17 protein-coding genes are annotated in these 17,156 nt (G+C 63.8%); 8 read left to right on the top strand and 9 right to left on the bottom strand.

Translation table 11 applies throughout. The annotated features are described in order from the left end of the window. Positions 1-396, bottom strand: coding sequence for a lactoylglutathione lyase (gene gloA, locus F6X37_RS09970; RefSeq protein ID WP_018419422.1), 396 nt, complete (start codon positions 394-396; stop codon positions 1-3). Positions 397-747: 351 nt separating this feature from the next. Here gloA and F6X37_RS09965 point away from each other — a divergent pair, with 351 nt between their 5' ends. The 5 genes from F6X37_RS09965 (at position 748) to F6X37_RS09945 (ending at position 4,617) form a co-directional block, all read left to right on the top strand. Next, positions 748-1,584 carry a transporter substrate-binding domain-containing protein gene (locus F6X37_RS09965; RefSeq protein ID WP_184034601.1) on the top strand — a complete coding sequence of 279 codons (837 nt, stop codon included), beginning with the start codon at positions 748-750 and terminating at the stop codon, positions 1,582-1,584. Positions 1,585-1,635: 51 nt separating this feature from the next. Then, positions 1,636-2,352: an amino acid ABC transporter permease gene (locus F6X37_RS09960; RefSeq protein ID WP_090803038.1), complete on the top strand. Its 717-nt coding sequence runs from the start codon at positions 1,636-1,638 to the stop codon at positions 2,350-2,352. Between the two features lie 21 nt (positions 2,353-2,373). Further along, positions 2,374-3,018 (top strand): amino acid ABC transporter permease, encoded by a 645-nt coding sequence (locus F6X37_RS09955; RefSeq protein WP_090803040.1) that lies wholly within the window; start codon positions 2,374-2,376, stop codon positions 3,016-3,018. Next, complete coding sequence (locus tag F6X37_RS09950) at positions 3,015-3,767, top strand: amino acid ABC transporter ATP-binding protein (RefSeq protein WP_311548379.1); 753 nt, start codon at positions 3,015-3,017, stop codon at positions 3,765-3,767. Before F6X37_RS09955 ends, F6X37_RS09950 begins: the two co-directional genes overlap by 4 nt. 100 nt (positions 3,768-3,867) lie before the next feature. Continuing rightward, positions 3,868-4,617 (top strand): IclR family transcriptional regulator, encoded by a 750-nt coding sequence (locus F6X37_RS09945; protein WP_187611145.1) that lies wholly within the window; start codon positions 3,868-3,870, stop codon positions 4,615-4,617. 9 nt (positions 4,618-4,626) lie between these two features. Here the strand turns inward: F6X37_RS09945 and F6X37_RS09940 are convergent, their stop codons facing one another. From F6X37_RS09940 to F6X37_RS09905, 8 genes are all read right to left on the bottom strand, one after another. Continuing rightward, positions 4,627-5,520 carry a M48 family metallopeptidase gene (locus F6X37_RS09940; RefSeq protein ID WP_090805591.1) on the bottom strand — a complete coding sequence of 298 codons (894 nt, stop codon included), beginning with the start codon at positions 5,518-5,520 and terminating at the stop codon, positions 4,627-4,629. Between the two features lie 48 nt (positions 5,521-5,568). Continuing rightward, positions 5,569-6,327: a lysophospholipid acyltransferase family protein gene (locus F6X37_RS09935; protein ID WP_090803045.1), complete on the bottom strand. Its 759-nt coding sequence runs from the start codon at positions 6,325-6,327 to the stop codon at positions 5,569-5,571. A gap of 39 nt (positions 6,328-6,366) precedes the next feature. Then, the gene (gene gmhB, locus F6X37_RS09930) at positions 6,367-6,921 is read right to left on the bottom strand and encodes a D-glycero-beta-D-manno-heptose 1,7-bisphosphate 7-phosphatase (RefSeq protein ID WP_187611144.1); all 555 of its coding nucleotides are present in this window, start codon (positions 6,919-6,921) and stop codon (positions 6,367-6,369) included. Positions 6,922-6,931: 10 nt separating this feature from the next. After that, positions 6,932-9,031 (bottom strand): glycine--tRNA ligase subunit beta, encoded by a 2,100-nt coding sequence (gene glyS / locus F6X37_RS09925; RefSeq protein ID WP_187611143.1) that lies wholly within the window; start codon positions 9,029-9,031, stop codon positions 6,932-6,934. A 15-nt stretch (positions 9,032-9,046) separates the two neighbouring features. Further along, complete coding sequence (glyQ, locus tag F6X37_RS09920; protein ID WP_008921090.1) at positions 9,047-10,054, bottom strand: glycine--tRNA ligase subunit alpha; 1,008 nt, start codon at positions 10,052-10,054, stop codon at positions 9,047-9,049. 181 nt (positions 10,055-10,235) lie between these two features. Then, positions 10,236-11,846 (bottom strand): FMN-binding glutamate synthase family protein, encoded by a 1,611-nt coding sequence (locus tag F6X37_RS09915; RefSeq protein WP_187611142.1) that lies wholly within the window; start codon positions 11,844-11,846, stop codon positions 10,236-10,238. Positions 11,847-12,110: 264 nt separating this feature from the next. After that, complete coding sequence (gene mnmA, locus F6X37_RS09910; protein ID WP_187611141.1) at positions 12,111-13,364, bottom strand: tRNA 2-thiouridine(34) synthase MnmA; 1,254 nt, start codon at positions 13,362-13,364, stop codon at positions 12,111-12,113. A gap of 58 nt (positions 13,365-13,422) precedes the next feature. Continuing rightward, positions 13,423-13,902 carry an NUDIX hydrolase gene (locus tag F6X37_RS09905; protein WP_187611140.1) on the bottom strand — a complete coding sequence of 160 codons (480 nt, stop codon included), beginning with the start codon at positions 13,900-13,902 and terminating at the stop codon, positions 13,423-13,425. Between the two features lie 251 nt (positions 13,903-14,153). Here F6X37_RS09905 and F6X37_RS09900 point away from each other — a divergent pair, with 251 nt between their 5' ends. The 3 genes from F6X37_RS09900 to F6X37_RS09890 are packed head-to-tail and all read left to right on the top strand — an operon-like array spanning position 14,154 to position 17,088. Beyond that, entirely contained in the window at positions 14,154-15,296 is a 1,143-nt protein-coding gene (locus F6X37_RS09900) for a Re/Si-specific NAD(P)(+) transhydrogenase subunit alpha (protein WP_090803055.1), read from the top strand. A 13-nt stretch (positions 15,297-15,309) separates the two neighbouring features. Beyond that, positions 15,310-15,636, top strand: coding sequence for an NAD(P) transhydrogenase subunit alpha (locus F6X37_RS09895; protein ID WP_018419437.1), 327 nt, complete (start codon positions 15,310-15,312; stop codon positions 15,634-15,636). Continuing rightward, positions 15,637-17,088, top strand: a complete 1,452-nt coding sequence (locus F6X37_RS09890) for an NAD(P)(+) transhydrogenase (Re/Si-specific) subunit beta (protein ID WP_090803056.1) — start codon at positions 15,637-15,639, stop codon at positions 17,086-17,088. Positions 17,089-17,156: the final 68 nt, after the last annotated feature.

Here is a 17,156-nt window from a genome sequence, read left to right as displayed (position 1 = left end):
TCAGTCGACTCGCCCCTTCTTCTGTATCAGCTCGATCTTGTACCCGTCCGGATCGGCGACGAAGGCGATGACAGTCGTGCCGTGTTTCATGGGCCCAGCTTCGCGTGTAACGACACCGCCGCGTTTCTTCACTTCTTCGCATGCCGCATAGGCGTCGTCGACTTCGAGGGCGATGTGACCGTAGCCGGTTCCGAGGTCGTACTTGCTCGTGTCCCAGTTGTACGTCAGTTCGATCGCCGCGCCTTCGGATTCGTCCTCGTAACCGACGAATGCGAGGGTGAACTTCCCGTCCGGGTAGTCGTTCTTTCGAAGCAGGCGCATTCCTAGAACTTCGGTGTAGAACCGGATCGATGCGTCCAGATCACCGACTCGAAGCATCGTATGCAAGATTCGCATGAGGACTCCTTTGATAGTTTGTGGATAAATGCGTCGACCTGCGGCAATTGTAAATGATTGCCGTATAGCTTGAGCCCGCAGCCGCGCCGCCTGCCCGGCGCACTGCGGACTCGATGCGCATCGTGGAATTCGACCGGATCTATTTGAACAAAAAAGTATGGGCAATAAGGGTTTGTGTGCGGTTGCCGGTTTGATATTAGTGCCCAACACTCAGCATCAATCCGGTTTGTCAGATAGCAGTCTGATATATCGGACAATCGATGCGTGACCCGGCGATTCGTTGAGCGTGCAGACAGGCGCTGAAGCCGATTCGTCCGCTCCGGACCACTCTTCTCCGCTTAGGACCCTGCCATGAAGCTTGCCAAACGAGGCGCCCAAGCCGCCTTTCTGTTCGCTGTTGCTGGATTGCTCGCCATCACCGGCTGCACCAAGGTTGCCACGCCAGGGCAGAGCGCAGCGGCATCCCCCTCGACGCTTCAGGCCGTGCTGCAGCGAGGCACGCTGCGCGTCGGCGACTGCCTGACGTTCGCGCCGTTCGGGTTCTATAACAAGGACGGCCAACCAGATGGCTATGACGTGGACCTCGCGAAGGAACTCGCGAAGCAGATGGGCGTGAAGCTCGAGGTCGTGAATACGACGAGCGCGAACCGGATTCCGAATCTGCAGACCAGCAAAGTGGATGTCGTGTTCTGCAACTTCACGCGTAATCTGGAGCGCGCGAAGGTAATCGAATTCACGACCCCCTACGTGGTTGCCAGCGAAGCACTGCTGGTCAGAAAAAATAGTGGCGTTCAGTCGATCAAGGACATGGGCGGTCGCACGATTGCGACGGTCAAGGGCTCGACCAATGGCGACGAAGTGCGCTCGCTGAATATCCCGATCAAGATCCAGGAATACGACAGCTCGCAGGCCGCGATTCTTGCTGTCAAGCAGGGGCAGGCCGACGCGATGATCGAGGACAACAACTTTCTCGCGTATCAGGCCAAGCTCGATCCTGAACTTGCCGTCACGAACGAAGCGCTGGTCCCGCTCGAATACAACGCGTTCGGTGTCAAGGCCGGCGATCAGGAATGGCTCAACTACCTGAATCTGTTCCTCTTCAACGTCAATGCGTCGAAGCTCAACGCGCAGCTCTACAACAAGTGGTTCGGCACCGATCCGCGCTATCCGCTCAATCCGCAGTTTTGAGGAGCGGGAGATGCCGATATCGATTGAAACCCGAACGATGCGGAGGGTGAGATGAGTTACGAGTGGCTCACTCTGTGGGGCTACGTGCCCGAGTTTTTGAGCGCGAGCTGGCTGACGTTGCAAGTGACCGTGCTGGCATTCGTACTGGCGCTAGTCCTCGGCTTGTTGACCGCGCTTGCCAGCGTTTCTGCGCTCGCGCCATTTCGGTTGATTGCTCGCGGCTACGTTGAAATCATCCGCAACACGCCTGTTCTCCTGCAGATTTTCATCGTTTTCTTCGGTCTGCCGTCGGCGGGTATTTCGCTCGACGCATACTGGGCGGGCGTCATTGCGCTCGGCGTCAACGTCGGTGCTTATCTATCGGAAGTGTTCCGCGCCGGCATACAGTCGGTGCCGCGCGGCCAACTCGAGGCCGCCGGCATTCTCGGTCTCGAACGCGCGCAGATATTCGTCGAGGTCGTGCTACCGCAGGCGACGCGCGCGGTCTATCCGGCCATCGTCAACTACCTGATCCAGTTGCTGCTCGGTACGTCGCTGCTGTCCGCCATCGCGTTGCCGGAGTTGACCGGCACTGCGACCGTGATCAACTCGCGGACGCTTCTCTATCTTCAGACGTTCAGCGTGACGCTCGTCGCGTATCTCGTGCTCAGTAACGTACTGTCCTGGCTTGCGGGCCAGCTCGGAGCGCGGATCTTTCATCCTCCCCTCGTCATGCCGGCGCGCACCGGTTTCGGGACCGGCTTTATGCGCCGGACGAAACGGGCCTGATTCCCGGATTGGAGTTGGATCATGTCAGTCGAATTGCTGAAAACCAGTTTCTCCATCCTGCTGCAGGGTCTGGTGACGACGCTGTTGCTTTCCATTGCGTCAATCGTGGGCAGCACGCTGATCGGCCTGTTCGCCGCGGTCTTGCGGTCGTTCGGACCGTGGGGCACAGCCCGCCTTGCCAGACTCTATACGGAGCTGTTTCGCGGCACGCCGGTACTCATCACGCTGATGTTCATCTATTTCGGCGTGTCGTACTTCGGTTACGCGATCGACGTCTTCGCAGCCGGCGTCATCGGCTTGAGCGTCTATCAGGGCGCTTACATCGCCGAAATCTTCCGCTCGGGGATCGAGGCGGTACCCAAAGGTCAATGGGAGGTATCTCAGATCCTCGGCCTCACGCGGGCTCAGTCGTTCTCGTTCGTCGTGCTGCCTCAGACGGGAAAGATCGTGTTGCCGCCTCTCGTCGGTCAGTATCTGTCGCTCATCAAGGACACGTCGATCGTCAGCATGATCGGAATGTCCGAGTTGATGCATGGTGGCCAGGCCATCGTCGACCGGGTCGGAAAGCCCGTGGAAATCTACGGACTCGTCGCCCTCATTTACTTCGCCGTGTGCTTCCCGCTCTCGCAATGGGTGCGCCACCATGACCGCAGGAGATTGTCGTGAGTAACCAAAGCCAAACCAGACCCATCATTTCACTGACGGGCGTCAGCAAAGCATTCGGTTCGACTCGGGTGTTGAACGAAATCAATCTCGAGGTTCGCTCGGGCGAAGTGCTGGTGCTCATTGGCGCGTCCGGCTCGGGTAAGAGCACGGTCTTGCGAATCATGGCGGGATTGGAGACCACCGATTCCGGCGAGGTGTGGGTCAACGATGTGCCCATGCATGATCCGCGCCGAGCGCGAGAGATTCGTGGCCATGTCGGCATGGTCTTCCAGCAGTTCAATCTGTTTCCCCACAAGACCGCGCTCGGCAATGTCACGCTCGCGCTTATCAAGGCACGCCGCATGAGTCCGGACGACGCGCGCAAGCGCGCCATGGACACACTCGACCGTGTCGGGCTCGCGGACCGCGCGGCACACTATCCAAGCCAGTTGTCGGGCGGTCAGCAGCAACGCGTGGCGATTGCGCGAGCGCTCGCGGTCGAGCCCGGCATCATGTTCTTCGACGAGGCGACGTCCGCGCTGGATCCGGAGCTGGTCGGCGAGGTCACCGAGGTGATGCGTGGACTCGCGCGCGACGGCATGACGATGGTCGTCGTCACGCATGAAATGGGCTTTGCCCGCAAGACCGCCGACCGCGTGGTCTTCATGGACAAGGGCGTCATCGCCGAGCAGGGCGATCCGGAACAGATCTTCGTCAATCCCGCGAACGAACGCACGCGGCAGTTTCTGCACAGAGTCCTCGACCATTGATCTGTCGTGGCCTGAAAGTCGCTTTCGCGGGTCTGCCGCGCGATAAACTCACGTCGCTTGAAAGACAACCGGTCGGATGAACGCTTTACGGAGTGAACGCATGGCTGTAACCGAATCGTCTCGGGCGAGAGGCGTGGATCGCGTCATCGCGATGTTCCGGCAATTGCACGTCGCCCAACGCCCGCTGACCATGCGCGAATTAATCGAGGCGACCGGCGCGCCGCGTTCGAGCATTTATGAGCTGGTCGCGATTCTCGCGGAAGTGGGCTGGCTCGAGACGGCCGCGGATGGGAGCGTGTTCTTCGGGCGCGAGATGCACTACTACGGGTCCGACTATGCAACGCACAACGATCTGATTAGCCGCGCGCATCAATCCATTCTGGCATTGGTACGGAAGTACGACGAGACCACGCAGCTGTGCATGCTGGAAGGCAACAAGTACACGGTCGTGTTATCCGAGAACAGTGCCCGGCCATTCAACATCAGTTCGGACATCGGCGTGAGAGTGCCGATTCCGTGGACCGCCACGGGACGTCTGCTGCTAGGTCACCTGAATGCCGGCGAGATTCGCGCGCTCATTCCGGCCGAAGATTTCATTCTCGACAACGGGGTGAATATCGAGTTCGACGAATTCCTGAACGACGTGCAGGCCGCAAAAGAACGAGGCTACTGCTGCACCGAAGGACTCTCGAATGCGTTCAGGCTTTGTATGGCAGCGCCGATTCGCGACCGTGCGGGACTGCCGATTGCGGCGCTGTGTTTCATGACCGGCCGCGACACGAGCCCGGACAGGCGCGGCGTGATGCTCGACGATCTGTTGCAGTCCGCGAAAGCGCTCTCGCATAGATAGCGCCCGGCCTCAAAGCGTCGGCAACAGCTCAGGCGGATGCGACTTCAGTGTCTGCCGCGCCTCGCGAAATTCCGGAAAAATCGATTCGACCGTCTGCCAGAAGCGTGGACTGTGATTCATCTCGCGCAGATGCGACAGTTCGTGCGCGACGACGTAGTCGATGATCGACAGCGGAAAGTGGATGAGCCGCCAGTTCAGGCGGATTTTGCCGTCGCTCGAACAACTGCCCCAGCGCGTCGCCGCCGAAGACAAGGCATACGCGCGATAGTTGACGCCCAGCTTCTGCGCGTAGATCGCCAGACGCTCGCCGAACAGCCGCTTCGCTTCTCCTTGCAGCCAGCCCTGCACGCGATCCTTGATCTGCTGCGGGTCGGCTTGCAACGGCAGCGGCAATTGCAGCGCGCCGTGCTCGGCGCTGAACGCGAGCATGCCTTGCGGCGCGCCGAGCGTCACGCGCACCGGCTGACCGAGGTAGGGCACTTCGGCGCCGTCTTGCCAGTCGATCTTCGGCAATGCACGCTGCTCGACGCGCGTTTGCCATTCGATCAGCTTCGTAAAAATCCAACGCTGTTTTTCGGTGATCGCGGTTTCGATATCGGCGAGCGTGACCCAGCGCGGCGCGGTGATCGTGAGGCCGGTGCTGTCGATCGCAAAGCCGATCGAGCGGCGCGCGGAACGCTTGAGCGCGTAATGCAGCGTGCGTGAACCGATGGCGAGACTGCGCAGCTTGCTGCCGTCCGGCGCGAGCGGCGCGACGGGCGGCCGGGCCGGTGCTGAGCCCAATGAACCCGGCGCGGAAGGTGAAGGAGACGACGACGTCGACCCCGGCTCGGCGAAGAGCGGGAGATCGAGCTGCCGGTTTTCGAGCGCCGCGGCGGGCTGCGGCGTAGGAGACTTCTGCATCGGCTTCGCTTCGCGCAATACGCCTTCGGAGTTCGAGGGCGTGGCGCGTCAGATGGGCGCGGCGGCGGAATCGTTAGCCGCCGCGCTGTAGGCAGTCGGATCGATGCGGCGCATCTCGGCTTCGATCCACTGCTCGACGCGCGTGTTCACTTCGTCGGGCGTGAGCCCCGTCGTGTCGATCGGCTTGCCAATCGACACCGTGACTATACCCGGATATTTAAGAAACGAGTTGCGCGGCCACACGCGGCCCGCGTTGTGCGCGATCGGCACGACGGGGGCACCGCTCGCGATCGCGAAGCGCGCGCCGCCGGTCTTGTACTTGCCCTGCTTGCCGGTCGGCGTGCGCGTGCCTTCCGGAAACATGATGACCCATGCGCCTTCGGCCATGCGGGCCTTGCCCTGGTTCGTGACCGATACGAACGCGTATTTGCCTTCCTTGCGGTTGATGTGAACCATCTTCAGCATGCCGAGCGCCCAGCCGAAGAACGGCACATACAAGAGCTCGCGCTTGAACACGTAGCACAGCGGGCGCGGCATGATCGCCGGAAACGCGAGCGTTTCCCACGCCGACTGATGCTTCGACAGCAGCACGGCCGGGCCGTTGGGCAGGTTCTCGAAACCTTCGATGCGGTAGCGGATGCCGTTCAGGTAGCGCACCGTCCACAGCGTCAGACGACACCAGCCGGCCGCCATCCAGTAGCGGTTTTCCGCGCGCAGGAACGGAAACGCGATGAAGCACGCGGTCGCGTACGGCACCGTGAACACAACGAAATAAATCAGCAGCAGCAGGGAACGGATAAAGCGCATCGGCGTGGTCGGTGGGGGGTGGGAGCGCGGTGCGCGCGTTTATTCCTGAGCGTCGGCGAGAAAGTCGAGCGCGAACGCGCGCAGGTCGTCGTGCACGATCGTGCCTTCGGGCAAGCCGCCCGCGGCGAGGGTCTTGCGGCCCTTGCCGGTCAGCACCAGATGCACCGGGTGACCGAGTGCAGCGCCCGCCTGCAGATCGCGCAGAGAATCGCCGACCGTCGGCGTATGCGCCGGATCGACCTCGAATCGCTCGGTGATCATCTTCAGCATGCCGGGCTTCGGCTTGCGGCATTCGCAGTGATCTTCCTCCGTGTGCGGGCAGAAGAACACCGCTTCGATGCGCGCGCCGACCGCTGCCGCCATCCGGTGCATCTTCAGATGCATCGCGTTCAACGCATCCATGTCGAACAGACCGCGGCCGATGCCCGACTGGTTCGTCGCGACTGCGACGCGATAGCCGGCGTGGTTCAGGCGTGCGATCGCTTCCAGCGAGCCGGGCAGCGCGACCCATTCGTCCGGCGACTTGATGAACGCGTCGGAGTCGACGTTGATCACACCGTCGCGGTCGAGGATCACCACTTTCTTGATCGGCATGGCGCGGTGCTCAGGCGGCGAGTCGGGAAATATCGGCGACGCAGTTCATCTGCTGATGCAGCGCGCCGAGCAGAGCCAGACGGTTCGCGCGCAACGCGGGGTCTTCGGCGTTGACCATCACGTCGTTGAAGAACGTGTCCACCGGTTCGCGCAGCGCGGCCAGCGCCGTCAGCGCGCCGGTGTAGTCGCGCACGGCCAGTTGCGATTGCACGCGCGGCGTGACCTGTTCGAGCTGCGCGTTGAGCGCCTTCTCCGCTGCCTCGGTGAGCAAGCTGGGCTGCACGCTGCCGTTCGTCACGCCTTCCGACTTCTTCAGGATGTTCGAGATACGCTTGTTGGCCGCCGCGAGCGACGCCGCTTCGGCCAGTGACGCGAATTCGCGCACCGCGTCGAGGCGCGCGACGAGGTCGTCGAGCCGCGTCGGGTTCAGCGCGAGCACCGCGTCGATTTCGCCGGCCGCGTAGCCGCGTTCGCGCAGCAGGCCGCGCAGGCGGTCCATGCTGAACTCGTAGATCGCGTCGGTCGAATCGGCGACGTTCGGCACGCCGGCGAATTGCGCATAAGCGATGCGCAGCAGCTCGACGAAGTCGACGTTCAACTGTTTCTCGACCAGAATGCGCAGCACGCCGAGCGCATGACGGCGCAGCGCGAACGGGTCTTTCTCGCCGGTGGGCTGCAGGCCGATGCCCCAGATGCCGACCAGCGTTTCGAGCTTGTCGGCGAGCGCGACGACGGTGCCGGTCGCGGTGGTGGGCAAGGCGTCGCCCGAGAAGCGCGGCTGGTAGTGTTCCGAGCATGCGAGCGCGACTTCTTCCGGCTCGCCGTCGTGGCGCGCGTAGTACGTGCCCATCGTGCCTTGCAGCTCGGGGAATTCGCCGACCATGTCGGTGATCAGGTCGGCTTTCGCGAGGCGCGCGGCGCGCGTCGCGAGCGCGACGTTGGCGCCGGTCAGTGCGGCGATCGCGCCGGCCAGCCCTTCGAGCCGCTCCACGCGTTGCAGCGCCGAGCCGAGCTTGTTGTGATAAACGACGTTCGCGAACAGTGGCACGCGATCCGCGAGCGGCTTCTTCTTGTCTTGCGTGAAGAAGAACTTCGCATCGGCGAGACGCGGACGCACCACGCGCTCATTGCCTTCGACGATCTCGACCGGCGTCGCCGTCTCGATGTTCGACACGATCAGGAAGCGCGAGCGCAGCTTGCCGTTCGCATCGGTCAGCGCGAAGTACTTCTGGTTCGTCTGCATCGTCAGGATCAGGCATTCCTGCGGCACTTGCAGGAATTCGTCCTCGAAGCGGCACTCATAGACGACCGGCCATTCGACCAGCGACGTCACTTCGTCGAGCAGCGCTTCGGGCATCACGACCTTGTCGTCACCGGCTTGCGCGAGCAGTTGCGAGCGGATCGCTTCCTTGCGCTTCGCGAAGCTCGCGATCACGCGGCCTCTGTGTTCGAGCGTTTCGGCATACGACTGCGCGTGCTGGATCTGCACGAAGCCTTCGGACAGGAAGCGGTGGCCGAGCGTGGTGTCGTCGGCGTCGATGCCGAGCACGCTGACCGGCACGACCTCTTCGCCGTGCAGCGTGGTCAGTCGATGCACCGGGCGCACGAACTGCACGCTCGAACCGTCCGGGCGCTGATACGTCATCGGCTTTGCGATCGGCAGCTTCGCGAGCGTTTCGTCGAGCGCGCCTTGCAGGCCGTCGGCGAGCGTCGCGCCCGGCGCCGCGTAGCGCAGGAAGAACGCTTCGGCTTTACCGTCCTGGGCGCGTTCGAGATCGTTCACCGTGAAGTCGGGGAAGCCGAGCGCGGCGAGTTTCTTCGCGAGCGGCGCGGTGGGCTGGCCGTCTTTATCGAGCGCGACGGAAACCGGCAGCACTTTTTCGCGCACGTGTTTTTCCGGCGCGAGCGCGCGCACGTTGTGAATCGTCACCGCGAGACGACGCGGCGTGGCAAAGCGTTCGAACGACGGCTCGCCGTCGATCAGGTCGCGCGCCGCGAGGCGCTGCGCAATACCTTCGGCGAAGGCGTCGCCGAGACGGGCGAGCGCCTTCGGCGGCAGTTCTTCGGTCAGCAGCTCGACGAGCAGGGTAGCGTGTTGAGATTGAGTCATTGGTTGAAGTTCTCGTCAGTCCTGGTCGATCTTGCGTTCGACTTTCAGCGGCGGCGCCCACGCGGGCATCGCGGCTTCCTGCTCGTCGGTGGTGAGGCCGGGCACGCCGTGCACCGGATTGCCGAGCATCGGGAAGCCGAGCTTTTCGCGCGAGTCGTAGTAGGCCTGCGCGACCAGACGCGACAGCGCGCGAATCCGGCCGATGTACGCCGCGCGTTCCGTGACCGAAATCGCGCCGCGCGCGTCGAGCAGGTTGAACGTGTGGCCGGCCTTCAGCACGAGCTCATAGGCGGGCAGCGCGATCTGTGCATCGATCATGCGCTTCGCTTCCGCTTCGTAGCTGTTGAAGAAAGTGAACAGCAGATCGACGTTCGCGTGCTCGAAGTTGTAGGTGGACTGCTCGACCTCGTTCTGGTGATACACGTCGCCGTAGGTCAGGCGGCGCAGTTCGGGGCCGTTCGGGCCTTGTTCTTCCCACTCGGTCCAGACGAGGTCGTAGACGTTCTCGACCTTCTGCAGATACATCGCGAGGCGCTCGAGTCCGTAGGTGATTTCGCCGAGCACCGGCTTGCAGTCGAGACCGCCGACCTGCTGGAAGTACGTGAACTGCGTCACTTCCATGCCGTTCAGCCACACTTCCCAGCCCAGCCCCCATGCGCCGAGCGTCGGGTTTTCCCAGTCGTCCTCGACGAAACGCACGTCGTTCTGCTTCAGGTCGAAGCCGAGCGCTTCGAGCGAGCCGAGGTACAGGTCGAGAATGTTTTCCGGCGCGGGCTTGAGCACCACCTGATACTGGTAGTAGTGCTGCAGACGGTTCGGGTTCTCGCCGTAGCGGCCATCTTTCGGGCGGCGCGACGGCTGCACGTAGGCGGCGCGCCACGGCTCGGGGCCGATCGCGCGCAGGAACGTATGGACGTGGGACGTGCCCGCGCCGACTTCCATGTCGATCGGCTGGAGCAACGCGCAGCCCTGCTTGTCCCAGTAGGACTGCAAGGTCAGGATGATTTGCTGAAACGTGAGCATGAAGTGCCTTTCGGGCATGGGGCCATGCCGCGCGCGCCTAAGCGCGCGAGGGGGTCGTGGAGCGAAGTGCTAAACCGGAGATTTTAACGGAAAGGAAGGGGGGCGGCCCGTTTTGCGGGGTCGGACGGGCCGCGATGCGGTTTTTGGGCGACAGGCGACGCGGCAAGGGCCGCGCGCACGTTCAGCTCGCCGCCAGCTCCGCCTTCGGCGAGAACGAATCGCTTTGCGCGATCGGCCAGTACGTCTCGAACAGGGTATAGCGATAGTTGCCGTTGAGCAGGTCGTTCGGTTCGAGATATTTGAGCAGATCCGACATCAGCCGCACCTCATGCGAGGACACGCGCCGCACGATGTGATGCGCGCGCAACTCAGCCGGATGCCGGAGCCCGGCGGCCTGGATGATTTCCTGCAACGCGTGCAGCGTGTTGTGGTGGAAGTTGAACACGCGATCGGCCTTGTCCGGCACTACCAGCGCGCGCTGGCGCACCGGGTCCTGGGTCGCGACGCCGGTCGGGCAGCGGCCGGTATGGCAGGTCTGCGCCTGGATGCAGCCGACCGCGAACATGAAGCCGCGCGCCGCGTTGACCCAGTCCGCGCCGATCGCGAGCGTCTTCGCGATATCGAACGCGGTGATCATCTTGCCGCTCGCGCCGATGCGGATGCGTTGCCGCAGACCGATGCCGACCAGCGTGTTGTGCACGAGCAGCAGCCCCTCCTGCAACGGCACGCCGACGTGATCGGTGAATTCGAGCGGTGCCGCGCCGGTGCCGCCTTCCGCGCCGTCCACGACGATGAAGTCCGGCAGAATGCCCGTTTCCAGCATCGCCTTCGCGATACCGAAGAATTCCCACGGATGCCCGATGCACAGCTTGAAGCCGGTCGGCTTGCCGCCCGACAGCGTGCGCAGCCGCTCGACGAATTCGAGCAGCTCGCGCGGCGTCGAGAACTCGGAGTGCGTCGCCGGCGAGATGCAGTCGCGGCCCATCGGCACGCCGCGCGTCTCGGCGATTTCGGGCGTGATCTTCGCGCCCGGCAGCACGCCGCCGTGACCGGGCTTCGCGCCTTGCGACAGCTTCACCTCGATCATCTTCACCTGCGGTTCGGCGGCCTGCTTCGCGAACTTCTCCGCGTTGAAGGTGCCGTCGTCGTTACGGCATCCAAAATAGCCGGACGCGATTTCCCAGATGATGTCGCCGCCATGTTCGCGATGATATTTCGACATCGAACCTTCGCCGGTGTCGTGCGCGAAGTTGCCTTTCTTCGCGCCGAGGTTCAGCGCCATGATCGCATTGGCCGATAGCGAGCCGAAGCTCATCGCCGACACGTTGAAGATCGACATCGAATACGGCTGCCCGCGATCGGGGCCGACGACGATGCGAAAGTCGTGACCGTCGAGCGTGGTCGGCGCGAGCGAGTGGCTGATCCATTCGTGCGCGACCGCCTTCACGTCGATCCGCGTGCCGTATGGGCGGCTGTCGACATCGTTCTTCGAGCGCTGATAGACGATGCTGCGTTGCGCGCGCGAGAACGGCTTCTCGTCGGTATCGTCTTCGACGAAATACTGACGGATCTCCGGGCGGATGGATTCGAAAATGAAACGCAGGTGGCCCCACAGCGGGTAATTGCGCAGGATTGCATGGCGCTGTTGGCTCAGGTCGAACACGCCGAGCGCGACGAGCGCGGCCGGCACGAGGATCCAGAACCATGACAGGTGATGCGTCGCGGCGAGAGCGGCACATACCGCGGTGAGGGCGATTGCGCACCACATGGCCAGATAGCGTTGAGAAAACATGGGGACTCCAGTGCAGTGAAGATCATTGCGGCGGCATCGTCCGCACGGGAGCGCGGGCGGTATCGGTCGCGAAGGAAAGCTGGCGGTTGCGGGTCACGGTGCGACGCGGACCGGCGAAGCCCGAAGATAAGGCCTGCGAATGGAAGCCAAGCGTCGCACGCGAAGGTGAAGTGTGTGTGAATGCGCGCCAGGCGGGGCAAACATGGTGAACGGCGCGAACCTGCCGGAATGGTACGACCCGCCGCGCCCGCCGTTATGCATCGCTCAACGCGCGCCGAGCAGAGCCGCTTTTTGCCGCGGGGTTTGCGGCTCGTCCCGCGGCTGGCCTTGCGGCTGCTTTGGCTTGTGCGCCTGCTTGCGACGCTGCGCGCGGGTTTGCTTCGGCGCCTGATCCTGCGGCAGCTCGGCCGGTTGCCCGGTCATCGCGCGTTCAATGATGCCGCCACCGAGGCACACGTCGCCGTCATACAGCACCGCCGATTGGCCCGGCGTGACGGCCCATTGCGCGGCGTCGAAGGTCAGTTCGAAGAGGCCTTCGCCCGAACCGCCTCCCGCCGGGGCGTTGAACGTGCACGCCGCGTCGGCCTGCCGGTAGCGCGTCTTCGCGCCGCACGCGAAGCCGTCGGCCGGCGGCTCGCCCGCGACCCAGCTCGTGTTGCCCGCCGACAGCGTATGGCACAGCAGCCACGGATGGTCGTGTCCCTGCGCGACGTACAGCGTATTCGTCGGAATCTCCTTGCCGGCGGCGAACCAGGGCTCGCCGCTGCCGTCCTTGCTGCCGCCGAGACCGATGCCCTTGCGCTGGCCGAACGTGTAGAACGCGAGGCCGATGTGCTCGCCGACGATCTTGCCGTCGGTGGTCTTCATCGGGCCCGGCCTGGTCGGCAGATAGCGGTTCAGGAAGTCGCGGAAAGGCCGCTCGCCGATGAAGCAGATGCCGGTCGAATCCTTCTTCTTCGCGTTCGGCAGGCCGATCTGCGCGGCGATCTCGCGGACCTTCGTCTTGGGAATTTCGCCGAGCGGGAACAGTGTTTTCGACAGCTGCGCCTGGTTCAGCCGATGCAGGAAGTACGACTGGTCCTTGGTATGGTCGAGCGCTTTCAGCAGCTCGAAGCGGCCATCGTTCTCGCGCACGCGCGCGTAGTGGCCGGTCGCGATCGTTTCCGCGCCGAGCGACATCGCGTGATCGAGGAAGGCCTTGAACTTGATCTCGGCGTTGCACAGCACGTCCGGGTTCGGCGTGCGGCCGGCCGAATATTCGCGCAGGAATTCGGCGAACACGCGGTCCTTGTACTCGGCCGCGAAGTTGACCGCCTCGACGTCGATGCCGATCAGGTCCGCCACCGACACCACGTCGATCCAGTCCTGGCGCGTCGAGCAGTATTCGCTGTCGTCGTCGTCTTCCCAGTTCTTCATGAACAGGCCGACCACGTCGTAGCCCTGTTCCTTCAGCAGCCACGCGGTGACCGACGAATCGACGCCGCCCGACATGCCTACTACGACTTTGCGCTTGCTCATAAGGTACTCACTGGGTGCTGCATGACTGCATGGATCTATGGGGCCGCTCGTGACGGCCCTATTGCTTCGGCCCAACCGAATGCGTATGGACGAAGTCGAGCGGGAAACGCCGGCCGGCCAGGTAATCGTCGATGCACCGCATCACGAGCGGCGTGCGATGCCGCTCGGGGCACGCGCGCAACTCATCGGCGCTCATCCACAGCGTGCGGACGATGTCGGGATCGAGCGAACTCGCCGGGTCCGGTTCGCCGCCCGCGCCGCAATAGGTGAAGCGCAGGTACGTGGTGCCCGCGCGGTCCGGCCGCTCGAAGTGGGTCATGTACATGCCGACGAGCGCCTCGGGCGCGAACGGATGCGCGGTTTCCTCGAACGTTTCGCGGATCACCGCTTCCAGCAGCGTTTCGCCCGCCTCGAGGTGGCCGGCGGGCTGGTTCAGGCGCAGGCCGGCGGCAGTGTGTTCCTCGACTAGCAGGAACCGCCCGTCACGCTCGACGATCGCCGCGATGGTCACGTGCGGCCGCCAGGTTTCCGGTTTCATGGGTGCGCATTTTACCGGTTATGCGCGCCGGCTGCCTGGTGACCGCTGGCAGCCGGTTCGCAGCGTGTTCGAGGTGGCATCGCGACCGATTCGTAACAGTTTGGCGGTCTGTCGCGCATTCGCATCGACCCCGATATTTGTGATGTGGCGGTTTCCGGTTAAAGTGGGGCCTGCGTTAGCCGTTGCATGTGCAAGCCGGCGAGCCTCGTCGGCAGGTCTGTCGTCAAACAGGAAGTCGAGGAGGAACAACGATGCACATCGGAGTGCCAGCCGAGACGCGCGCGCATGAAACCCGCGTTGCCGCGACGCCCGAGACGGTCAAGAAGTACGTGGCGCAAGGCCACCGGGTCACGCTCCAGAGCGGCGCCGGCGCCGGCGCGAGCTTTCCCGATGACGCCTATACGGCCGTGGGCGCGGAAATCGTCGATGCCGCCACTGCATTCGGCGCAGATCTCGTCCTCAAAGTCCAATCCCCCACCGATTCCGAACTGCCGCTGCTCAAGCGCGGCGCGACGCTGGTCGGCATGCTCGATCCGTTCAACGCCGACAACGCGGGCAAGCTCGCCGCGGCCGGCGTCACCGCGTTCGCGCTCGAAGCCGCGCCGCGCACCACGCGCGCGCAAAGCCTCGACGTGCTGTCGTCGCAGGCGAACATCGCCGGCTACAAGGCGGTGCTGCTCGCGGCGACGCTCTATCCGCGCTTCATGCCGATGCTGATGACCGCGGCCGGCACCGTGAAGGCCGCGCGCGTGCTGATTCTCGGCGCGGGCGTGGCTGGCCTGCAGGCGATCGCCACCGCGAAGCGCCTCGGCGCCGTGCTGGAAGCGTCCGACGTGCGCCCGGCCGTCAAGGAGCAGATCGAGTCGCTCGGCGCGAAGTTCCTCGACGTGCCCTACGAGACCGACGAGGAGCGCGAGGCCGCGCAAGGTGTGGGCGGCTATGCACGGCCGATGCCGCCGTCGTGGCTCGCGCGCCAGTCGGCGCTGGTGCACGAGCGCGCAAAGCAGGCCGACATCGTCATTTCGACCGCGCTGATTCCAGGCCGCCCCGCGCCGACGCTGCTGTCGGTCGAAACCGTGCAGGCGATGAAACCGGGCTCGGTGCTCGTCGACCTCGCGGCCGGCCGCGGCCCCGAAGTCGACGGCCGGCGCGGCGGCAATTGTCCGCTGACCGAGGCGGACCAGGTGGTGGTGCGCTATGGCGTGCAGATCGTCGGCTACACGAATCTCGCCGCGATGGTGCCCGCCGACGCGTCGTCGCTGTACGCGCGCAACGTGCTCGACTTCCTGAAGCTGATTATCGCCAAGGAAGGCACGCTGAACATCGATCTCGCGGACGACATCGTCGCGGCCACGCTGCTGGCTCGCGACGGCCAGGTCACGCGCAACGCATAGGGGGAAGCCGAAGATGGAAGTCATCAATCACACGGTGATCAACCTGATCATCTTCGTGCTGGCGATCTACGTCGGCTATCACGTGGTCTGGAACGTCACGCCCGCGCTGCATACGCCGCTGATGGCGGTGACCAATGCGATCTCGGCGATCGTGATCGTCGGCGCGATGCTCGCGGCGGGTCTCACCGTCGGCAGCGCCGGGAAGTTCTTCGGCACGATCGCGGTCGCGCTCGCGGCCGTCAACGTGTTCGGCGGATTCCTCGTCACACGGCGAATGCTCGAGATGTTCAAGAAGAAAGAACCCAGGAAACTACCGGCTGGCGGCAAGGAGGGTACGTAAATGAGCCTGAACGTCGTCACGCTGCTGTATCTGGTCGCGTCGGTCTGCTTCATCCAGGCGCTCAAGGGGCTGTCGAATCCGAAGACCGCGCGCGTCGGCAATACCTTCGGCATGGTCGGCATGGCGATCGCGATTCTGACGACCATCGCGCTGATCTCGCGGCAGGCCGAAGTACTTGGCTCCAATCTCGGTCTCGGGCTCGGCCTGCTGCTGTTCGGGCTCGTGATCGGCGGCGCGATCGGCGCGTTCGTCGCCGCGCGCGTCGAGATGACCAAGATGCCTGAACTGGTCGCGGCGATGCACTCGCTGATCGGTCTCGCGGCCGTGTGCATCGCGTATGGGGTGGTGTCGGAGCCCGCCGCGTTCGGCCTCGTCGATCCCGACGTGCCGATCGAGGGCTTCCTGCCTTACGGCAACCGCATCGAACTGTTCATCGGCACGTTCGTCGGCGCGATTACTTTTAGCGGCTCGGTGATCGCGTTCGGCAAGCTGTCGGGCAAGTACAAGTTCCGGTTGTTTCAGGGTGCGCCGGTCGTCTACGGCGGCCAGCATCTGATCAACCTGATGCTCGCGCTCGCGATGCTCGGCTTCGGCGTCCTCTTCTTCCTCACGCAGTCGTGGCTGCCGTTCATCATCATGACGATCATCGCGTTCGTGCTCGGCGTGCTGATCATCATTCCGATCGGCGGCGCGGACATGCCGGTCGTCGTGTCGATGCTGAACTCGTACTCGGGCTGGGCGGCGGCGGGCATCGGCTTTTCGCTGAACAATCCGATGCTGATCATCGCCGGGTCGCTGGTGGGGTCGTCGGGTGCGATCCTGTCGTACATCATGTGCCGCGCGATGAACCGCTCGTTCTTCAACGTGATCCTCGGTGGCTTCGGCAACGAGCCGGGCGCGGCCGCGGGCGGCGCGGCGGAGCAGCGTCCGGTGAAATCGGGTTCGGCCGATGACGCGTCGTTCATGATGGGCAACGCGGAAACGGTCGTGATCGTGCCGGGCTACGGGCTGGCCGTCGCGCGCGCGCAGCATGCGTTGAAGGAGCTGACCGACAAGCTGGTCGAGAAGGGCATCGAGGTGAAGTACGCCATTCACCCGGTGGCCGGCCGCATGCCGGGTCACATGAACGTGCTGCTCGCCGAGGCCGAAGTGCCGTACGACATGGTGTACGAGATGGAGGACATCAACGGCGAGTTCGGCCAGGTCGACGTGGTGCTCGTGCTCGGCGCGAACGACGTGGTGAATCCGGCCGCGAAGAACGATCCGAAGTCGCCGATCGCGGGCATGCCGATTATCGAGGCGTACAAGGCGCGCACCGTGATCGTCAACAAGCGCTCGATGGCCGCGGGCTACGCCGGGCTCGACAACGACCTGTTCTACATGGACAAGACGATGATGGTGTTCGGCGACGCGAAGAAGGTGATCGAGGATATGGTGAAGGCGGTCGACTAGATCGCTAGCGGTGAACGACGCTTTCCACGCTTTTCACTGAGCAAGTGAAGAAATTGGATACGCTCCAG

This window comes from Paraburkholderia sp. 31.1 (assembly GCF_014397645.1).
Classification (GTDB): Bacteria; Pseudomonadota; Gammaproteobacteria; order Burkholderiales; family Burkholderiaceae; genus Paraburkholderia; species Paraburkholderia tuberum.
This window is presented reverse-complemented; position numbering and strand designations above follow the sequence as displayed.